The organism is Exiguobacterium sp. A1_3_1, from assembly GCF_048985645.1.
GTDB lineage: Bacteria > Bacillota > Bacilli > Exiguobacteriales > Exiguobacteriaceae > Exiguobacterium_A > Exiguobacterium_A indicum.
Genome location: NZ_WBYY01000147.1, coordinates 1 through 8,370, shown reverse-complemented (window position 1 = coordinate 8,370; position 8,370 = coordinate 1). Strand labels below are relative to the sequence as shown.

Annotated in this window: 12 protein-coding genes; 10 read left to right on the top strand and 2 right to left on the bottom strand. The window is 47.9% G+C overall.

The window, feature by feature from the left end; translation table 11 throughout:
- Both F8N00_RS14015 and hpt read left to right on the top strand, forming a co-directional pair.
- Positions 1-246, top strand: a 246-nt coding sequence (locus tag F8N00_RS14015) for an iron dependent repressor, metal binding and dimerization domain protein (RefSeq protein WP_421018413.1), incomplete at its 5' end; no start/stop codon positions are given.
- Positions 247-396: 150 nt separating this feature from the next.
- Positions 397-924 (top strand): hypoxanthine phosphoribosyltransferase, encoded by a 528-nt coding sequence (gene hpt, locus F8N00_RS14010; RefSeq protein ID WP_064300287.1) that lies wholly within the window; start codon positions 397-399, stop codon positions 922-924.
- A gap of 57 nt (positions 925-981) precedes the next feature.
- On the opposite strand, the gene F8N00_RS14005 is transcribed toward hpt, so the two are convergent.
- On the bottom strand, positions 982-1,383 hold the full coding sequence (locus F8N00_RS14005) for an SA1362 family protein (RefSeq protein WP_023467573.1): 402 nt from the start codon (positions 1,381-1,383) through the stop codon (positions 982-984).
- 20 nt (positions 1,384-1,403) lie between these two features.
- A complete protein-coding gene (locus tag F8N00_RS14000; protein ID WP_023467574.1) occupies positions 1,404-2,336 on the bottom strand; it encodes a DUF1385 domain-containing protein in 933 nt (310 codons plus the stop codon).
- 156 nt (positions 2,337-2,492) lie between these two features.
- Here F8N00_RS14000 and aroQ point away from each other — a divergent pair, with 156 nt between their 5' ends.
- The 8 genes from aroQ to F8N00_RS13960 all read left to right on the top strand — a co-directional run.
- Entirely contained in the window at positions 2,493-2,939 is a 447-nt protein-coding gene (gene aroQ, locus F8N00_RS13995; protein WP_023467575.1) for a type II 3-dehydroquinate dehydratase, read from the top strand.
- A complete protein-coding gene (locus tag F8N00_RS13990) occupies positions 2,936-4,000 on the top strand; it encodes a M24 family metallopeptidase (protein WP_023467576.1) in 1,065 nt (354 codons plus the stop codon). The genes aroQ and F8N00_RS13990 overlap by 4 nt, the downstream gene beginning before the upstream one ends.
- 35 nt (positions 4,001-4,035) lie before the next feature.
- The gene (gene efp, locus F8N00_RS13985; RefSeq protein WP_023467577.1) at positions 4,036-4,602 is read left to right on the top strand and encodes an elongation factor P; all 567 of its coding nucleotides are present in this window, start codon (positions 4,036-4,038) and stop codon (positions 4,600-4,602) included.
- A 168-nt stretch (positions 4,603-4,770) separates the two neighbouring features.
- Positions 4,771-5,220, top strand: coding sequence for an acetyl-CoA carboxylase biotin carboxyl carrier protein (accB, locus tag F8N00_RS13980; RefSeq protein WP_023467578.1), 450 nt, complete (start codon positions 4,771-4,773; stop codon positions 5,218-5,220).
- A gap of 15 nt (positions 5,221-5,235) precedes the next feature.
- The gene (gene accC / locus F8N00_RS13975; RefSeq protein ID WP_023467579.1) at positions 5,236-6,588 is read left to right on the top strand and encodes an acetyl-CoA carboxylase biotin carboxylase subunit; all 1,353 of its coding nucleotides are present in this window, start codon (positions 5,236-5,238) and stop codon (positions 6,586-6,588) included.
- A gap of 120 nt (positions 6,589-6,708) precedes the next feature.
- Complete coding sequence (gene nusB, locus F8N00_RS13970; RefSeq protein ID WP_023467580.1) at positions 6,709-7,113, top strand: transcription antitermination factor NusB; 405 nt, start codon at positions 6,709-6,711, stop codon at positions 7,111-7,113.
- Between the two features lie 69 nt (positions 7,114-7,182).
- Complete coding sequence (gene folD / locus F8N00_RS13965; RefSeq protein WP_023467581.1) at positions 7,183-8,016, top strand: bifunctional methylenetetrahydrofolate dehydrogenase/methenyltetrahydrofolate cyclohydrolase FolD; 834 nt, start codon at positions 7,183-7,185, stop codon at positions 8,014-8,016.
- Positions 8,013-8,370, top strand: a 358-nt coding sequence (locus F8N00_RS13960; RefSeq protein ID WP_421018412.1) for an exodeoxyribonuclease VII large subunit, incomplete at its 3' end; no start/stop codon positions are given. The genes folD and F8N00_RS13960, both read left to right, overlap by 4 nt.

The window sequence follows — 8,370 nt, the reverse complement described above, 5'->3', positions numbered from 1 at the left end:
CTCATGCTGACACCTAAAGGACGCAAAATCGGAAAGCGTCTCGTGGAACGACACGCCTTACTTGAAGATTTTCTTCGTCTCGTTGGTGTGGATGAAGAACTGATTTATAAGGATGTCGAAGGAATCGAGCACCATATTAGTATCGAAGCGTTGGATAAGATTAACGGAATGATTCAGTTCTTTGCGGAACGTCCTGGTTTGAAAGAGGAACTGCATCGCTATCAACAAGCCCATCCAGAGGATTGAGGCTTGTTTTTTTATAGTTCCTTGCTAAAAAAAAGTTCTCAAACACGAACGATCCATTACATTTTTATGATAAAGTGCGCATTTTAAGTTAGGTATGCTATACTGAGCCTGAAAATGGACGAAGGGGGTGGCGGGTGTTCGCACCTTGTCATGGAAATCACGATTAAAGAAAAATTAGTGTCGGAGTCACAACTGAAAGAAAAGGTTCGTGAATTAGCACAACAGATCGAAGTGGATGCGGCTGGGCGTCAAATCGTTCTCGTCGTCGTGTTAAAAGGGTCGATGGTCTTTGCTGCCGATTTGATGCGCGAAATCAAAGGAAGCGTTCAAATTGATACAGTCGCGTGCTCTTCTTACGGAACAAAGACCGTCTCTTCCGGGCGTGTTCAGTTGAAGAAAGATCTCGATCTCGATGTGCAAGGGAAATATGTCGTCGTCATCGAAGATATCATCGACACAGGGCGGACGCTCCATTTCTTATGTGATCACATGAAATTGCATCAACCCGGAGTTCTCAAAGTATGTACATTGCTTGATAAACCGGCACGTCGTGAAGTAAAACTCGACGCAGACTATGTCGGTTTCGAGATTCCGGATTACTTCGTTGTTGGGTATGGAATCGATTGTGCGGAGGAATATCGCAATCTACCGTATATCGGTTGGGTCGAAACGGATTGAACACGAAAAAAGGAGGTTCGTCGCATGACGAATCTCCTTTTTAATGTACTTCTGAAATTAGAAAGCACGTTTTTTCTTTTTGCCTTTTTTTCCTTCGATGACTGTCAGATGAGGCGCTTTTGAACGATCCCGCAACGGTCTGACTTTATTCGATGCCGGCGCTTTTGAAGACTTGACCGGTTTTTTCTTAAAGTCTGTCCGGCGAACAGAATTCGAAGAGCCATGCATTTTTTTTGATTGAGCGACGGATTTTCGGTACTGAGCATTTGCGCCCGTTCCGACGCTTCGATTACGAGTCAGGAACTTAAAGAGCAAGAAGATGATCCCGGCGGTAATCCCGAAGAACAGCAATTGTGAAAACAGACTACTTGGATTATTGACGAGTTTATATCCGAAGCCGACAAAAGCGAACAGTAACACGACGAGTGCAAATGTAGAACCAATGCGTTGTCTGATCATAATATCACCCCTGTTATCGATTAACCCAGTGCATTCTCATGTAGGTTATGTTCCTGTTTTTCCAATGCTTCAAACGCATAAATCGCAACCTCGATCTGTGCATCGTCCGGTTCTTTCGTCGTCAAGTATTGTAACCATAGGCCAGGCAAGGCAATGACGCGAAGTCCTTTGATGTGCTGTGCTTTGTTCGTCAGCTGCAACACTTCAAATGAAAGACCGATGACGACCGGTAATAAAGCGATCCGGCAGACGAGACGCAACCAAAGCGGATCCGTTGGCACGATCAGATAGACGAAAAATCCGACGATGACGGTGAAGATCAAGAAACTCGAGCCGCAACGGTAATGAAGACGACTGCTGACGCGAACGTTTTCGACCGTGAGTGGGCGTCCTGATTCGACGCAGTTGATGACCTTATGCTCTGCACCGTGATATTGAAAGAGTCGTTTGACGAGCGGAGTCAATGAAATCACGTAGAGGTAACTGAACAAAAGCGTTAATTTGATTGTTGCTTCGATGACATTTTGAATGACATGTCCTGATAAAGCAGGGAACACATCGAATAGTGACGCAAGGAAAGCAGGTAGTAACGTAAAAAGTAATTTACCGAAAAAGAATGATAGGACTCCGACGACAGCTACGCCGAGCCATTTCGTCAAAGGGCTGGCAGTCGTCTCTTCCGGCTCTTCTTCACCAGGTTTGACACCGTATCGGTCACTTGCGAAGTTCATATGACTGGCACCATTCGCTGAGGATTCCATCAAAGCGAACAAGCCACGTAGAAGTGGAATTTTTTTGCCTTTAGCGATTCGTGGTCGAACCGGTTTTTGTTGGGCGAACGTCTCGATCGACTCATCGTTTCGACGAATCGCTGAGACCGCGTGGGTCGCATTTTGGAACATGACGCCTTCGACGATGGCTTGACCACCGACCGGCGGATTAGTCGTTTTCATAATAGAACGCATCCCGTCTTCATTAAAATTAGGTGTATCGTCAGTGTACTTGATTTACAACAAAAAAACTATGTTCGACTCGTCAAAACGAGGTAATCTTTAGGAGTCGGAAATCGGGTTATGATACAATGAAAAGGAATTCGAGGAGGTGTTTTTTTGCGTGTCTTGATATTAAACGGACCAAACTTGAATTTACTCGGAACACGCGAACCGGATACATATGGAACGGCGACATTAGCCGACTTAGAACACGACCTTCGCACTTATTTTCCGAACATTCAGTTTCGGTTTGAACAATCGAACCATGAAGGACGACTGATTGATGTTCTTCACGAGGAACGGGGAGCGGACGGCATCGTCTTCAATGCTGCTGCCTACACGCATACGAGTATCGCGTTACGTGACGCGATTGCTGCAATCGAAGCGCCCGTCATCGAGGTCCATCTATCGAATGTCCATGCACGTGAATCCTTCCGGCATCATTCGATGATCGCACCCGTCTGCCAAGGTGTCATCGCTGGACTTGGCATGACGGGATATCGTCTGGCAACGGAGGCACTCCAAGCTTTACAACAATCGGAACAAGGGGGAAATCAATCATGAAACAACGGATCGAGGCGTTACAAGCAGCTTTAAAGGAACGGGACCTTCCAGGATTACTCGTCACGAAAGCAGAGAACATTCGATACATTTCCGGCTTCACGGGATCAAGCGGTGCATGTCTCGTAACAGAAGAGCAAGCGTACTTCGTGACGGATTTCCGTTACACGGAGCAAGCGGCAGACCAAGTCAAAGGAATGGAGATCGTTCAAATCGAACGTTCGATTCCAGAGACGATGGGCGAATTGATGGCAGGAGCGCGTGTTCGCGCGGTTGGTGTCGAAAAGGATGCGATGACACTCGGTGCTTTTGAAGCATACGATCAAGCTTCAGCAATCGAGCTTGTTCCGACGACAGGAATCATTGAAAACCTACGCTTGATTAAGGATTCGTCAGAGATTAAGATGATTAAGGAAGCGGTGGAGCTCGCAGACGCGACCTTCCAACACATCTTGACGTACATTCAACCAGGACGAACGGAACTTGAAGTATCAAATGAACTAGAATTCTTCATGCGGAAGCATGGAGCGACGTCTTCTTCTTTCGATACGATCGTGGCATCGGGCTATCGTTCTGCCTTGCCACACGGTGTTGCCAGCTCGAAGGTCATTGCGACGGGTGAACTCGTCACGCTTGATTTCGGAGCGCTCTTGAACGGTTATGTTTCAGATATCACACGGACTGTCGCAGTCGGTCCGATCAATGCCGAGTTGCAGAAGATCTACGATACGGTCTTGCAAGCGCAACTAGCGGGTGTCGACGGCTTAAAACCAGGCATCACTGGGATCGAAGCGGACGCATTGACACGTGATATCATCAAAGAAGCAGGTTACGGTGAGTACTTCGGTCACTCGACGGGACACGGTATTGGTCTAGAAGTACATGAAGGACCTGGCTTGTCGTTCCGCTCTGAGACGAAACTTGAACCGGGCATGATCGTTACGGTCGAACCAGGTATCTACGTGCCGCAAGTTGGCGGATGCCGGATTGAAGATGACGTTTTGATCACGGAAACAGGTCGAGAAATTCTTTCGTCTTCACCAAAAGAACTGATCACTCTCTAATTCAGAGTGACGGGACATTTTAGGAGGAACCATTCATGGTATCAGTAAACGATTTAAAAACAGGATTAACGATTAAGACTTCAGACGGTATGATTTGGCAAGTACTTGAATTCCAACATGTTAAACCAGGTAAAGGGGCAGCGTTCGTTCGGACGAAAATGCGTAACATCCGTAACGGAAACATCCAAGAGATGACATTCCGTGGTGGTGAGCGTGTCGAGCGTGCACACATCGAGCGTAACAAGATGCAATACCTTTACCCAATGGGCGAGACTTACGTCTTCATGGACACAGAATCGTATGAGCAATTGGAATTGACGACGGCACAAGTCGAAGCAGCTCTTCCATACTTGCTTGAAAACATGGAAGTTCAAATCGCGGTTTACAACGGCGAAATCCTCGGTCTTGAGTTGCCGAACACAGTCGTCATGACGATCGTTGAAGCAGAGCCTGGCGTTAAGGGTGATACAGCTTCGAACGTCAAGAAAAATGCGACAGTGGAGACAGGTCATATCATTCAAGTCCCACTCTTCATCGAAGCAGGCGAAAAAGTAACGGTTGATACACGTACAGGTGATTTCACAGGTCGTTACAACGGATAATATTGAAACGACAAGACGTCTCTCACCTTTTATCAGGTCGAGAGACGTCTTTTTTCATCCAGCTTGACTTGCATCCAATGGTATGACCAGTTAATATAAGTATTTGAGTAGGCATTAGCACCTGGTATAATAATTGTGAATACAGCATAGATGGGGGAAGAATGACAGATGAAAATCGATCAGTTGAAACAAGTACTCGAAATGCTCGATCAGTCGAGTGTAAATGAACTCTCACTCGAGACGGATACGTATAAATTGAAGTTGAAGAAACAAGGAGAAACAGTAACGGTCTCGCACCAAGCACCTGCTACTCCAGTGGCGGCGCCAGCTCCTGTGAAGCAAGCGGCAGCACCAGTCGAGGAAGAGGTGACTACGGATGATACGGTCACGATCAATGCCTTGATGGTCGGAACGTTCTATTCGCGTCCGAATCCAGATAAACCTGCATACGTCAAAGTCGGTGATCAGATTGAAGTGGGTCAGATCGTTTGTGTCCTTGAAGCAATGAAACTCTTCAATAACTTAAACTCGGAAGTATCTGGAACGGTCGTCGAGATTCTTGTCGCCGATGGAGATCTCGTTGAATTTGGTCAACCACTCTTCCGGATCCGTCCGTAAACGGGGGTGAACAGCATGGAAAAATTATTGATTGCCAACCGTGGAGAAATCGCCGTCCGCATCATTCGAGCGGCAAAGGAACTTGGAATACAAACCGTTGCTGTCTACTCGACAGCGGATAAGGAAGCCTTACACGTTCGTTTAGCCGATGAGGCGTACTGCATCGGTGAGGCGAGTTCTGCTTCATCTTACTTAAACGTTACGAATATCCTCGCGGTCGCAACGAACCGTCAAGTGACGATGATCCACCCGGGTTACGGTTTCCTAGCAGAAAACGTTGATTTTGCTGAGATGTGTGAAGCGTGCGGGATCAAGTTCGTTGGTCCGACGTCGGATGCGATCCGTCAGATGGGGATCAAGGATGTTGCGAAGAAGACGATGATCGAGTGTGGAGTGCCCGTCGTGCCTGGTTCAGATGGAACGGTCACGGACGAAGAAGCGGTCGCACTGGCGCAAGAAATTGGTTATCCGGTCATCATCAAAGCAACAGCAGGTGGTGGCGGTAAAGGGATTCGGGTCGCTCGTTCGGAAGAAGAGCTGATCAACGGGCTAAGTGAGACACGCCGTGAAGCAAAACAAGCTTTCGGAAACGGGGATGTCTATTTAGAACGCTTCATCGAAGAGTTCCGCCATGTCGAGGTACAGGTCCTCGCCGATCGTCACGGGAATGTCATTCACCTCGGTGAACGGGATTGTACCGTCCAGCGCCGGATGCAGAAACTGATCGAGGAAGCGCCGTCACCTGCGGTCAGTGAAGCGACACGATTGAAGATGGGAGAGGCTGCCGTAAAAGCCGCAAAAGCGATTCAATATACAGGAGCTGGGACGATCGAATTCATCTTCGTCGAAGAGACGGAAGAGTTCTTCTTCATGGAGATGAACACACGCATTCAAGTCGAACACCCGGTAACGGAGATGATCACTGGGTTCGATCTCGTTCAAGCGCAATTGCAAGTCGCGCTCGATCATCCGCTTGCCGTTAAACAAAAGGATATCAAGTTCCACGGTCATTCGATCGAATGCCGAATCAATGCCGAGGATCCAGATCATGATTTCCGTCCGTCTGCTGGACGCGTCACACAATACGTGACACCAGGCGGAATGGGCGTACGTATCGATAGCGCAGTCTATCCGGGGTACATGATTCCACCGTACTATGACTCGATGGTCGCGAAATTGATCGTCCATGCGGAAACACGGGAAGAAGCATGTGCGAAGATGGAACGTGCACTGGCTGAATTTTGGATTGAAGGTGTCAAAACGACGATCCCGTTCCACGAACGTGTTCTCAGTCACCCGGTATTCCGGCGTGGGACGTTCACGACGAAATTCGCAGAGCGTGAGCTAAAAGGTACGATCGTTAACTGAATCAGGACGGGAGTTTGTGCGACGAACTCCCGTCTTTTTTTGGCGTTCTCTATGTTTTTTAAAAGAGGAATGTGCTAAACTAACTGATTGAGAACGACAAAAAAAGGAGCACGCAAAATCATGATGAAACGACACATGGCACGCGAACTCGCAGTCCAATCTTTGTTCCAAATGGAGCTTTCGGATCTGACTGCACAAGAGGCCATTGAATTCGCGGTAGAAGGTAAGGAATATGACACATTCGTCGAGCAATTGGTGAACGGTGTCGAAACGAACAAAGCAACGATTGACCAACACATCCGAGAAGCACTGGTCAACTGGTCATTCGAACGACTCGGAAACATCGAGCGGACGATTCTTCGCTTAGCCGTCTACGAATTATTGTTCGAAACGAACATTCCGGTTCGAGTGACGATCAACGAAGCGATTGAATTGACGAAGGCGTTCGCTGACGAAGAAGCGACAAAAATCGTGAACGGTGTTCTCGGTAAGGTCGCACAAGGCGTCGTTAAAGAAAATTCATAAAATTGTAAAATCGAATAGAGACAAACAGACAGAAGAGTGAATCGAACTTTTTGGGGGAGTGGACAAATCATGGCAGTAGTAATCGATGGAAAACAGGTAGCCCATTCATATCGTATGAAGCTGAAAGAAGAAGTCGCACGTCTGAAAGAACAGCGGATTCAACCGCAATTGACTGTCATCCTGATTGGCGAAGATCCTGCTAGTCAGTCCTATGTACGTGGTAAAGAAAAGGCGGCGAAGGAAATCGGCATGGATTCGGAGTTGATCCGACTTCCGGCAGAAACAACGGAATCAGAGCTTCTTCACTTGATCGAACGTCTGAACGTTGATGCGAGTGTCCACGGGATTCTCGTTCAATTGCCGTTGCCTGACCATATTGATGAGAGTAAAGTCATTTTTGCGATTTCTCCTGAAAAGGACGTCGATGGTTTTCATCCTGTCTCTGTCGGGAAAATGATGATTGGTGAACCGACATTTTTACCGTGTACACCAAACGGCATTCTTCATCTCGTCAAAGAAATGAACGTACCGATTGCCGGTCAACACGTCGTTGTCGTCGGTCGTAGCCAAATCGTCGGTAAACCCGTCGGTATGTTGTTCTTGAATGAATCGGCTACCGTTTCCTATTGTCATTCCAAGACAAAAGATCTCGGTGCGATGACGCGTCAAGCGGATATCTTGATCGTCGCAGTCGGCGTACCGAAGCTGATTACGGCGGATATGGTGAAACCGGGTGCTGTCGTCATTGACGTTGGTGTCAACCGTGTCGATGGCAAACTCGTCGGTGATGTCGAGTTTGATACGGTACAAGACGTTGCATCGATGATCACACCTGTTCCAGGTGGCGTTGGTCCGATGACGATCACGATGCTACTGCATAACACGATCGAGGCTGCGCGATGAGCGAACCTCTTCACGTTTCCGATTTAGTCCACTATGTCAAACGTGAACTAGAAGGCGACGCCCTTCTGCAACAAGTCCAGGTGGTGGGAGAAGTGTCGAACTTTAAACGACACTCTTCCGGTCACCTTTATTTTACGTTGAAGGACGAGCAGTCACGGATGAAAGCCGTCATGTTTGCCCGGGATGCGAGTCGAGTCAAAGCAGACGTTCGCGATGGGATGCGTGTCGTCGTCACCGCGCGCTTATCCGTTTACGTCTCTTCTGGAGAGATGCAACTCTATGTCGAACGGATGACGGAAGATGGTGTAGGAGCGCTATATGAGGCGTTCTCACGCTTGAAGGTGGATCTTGAAG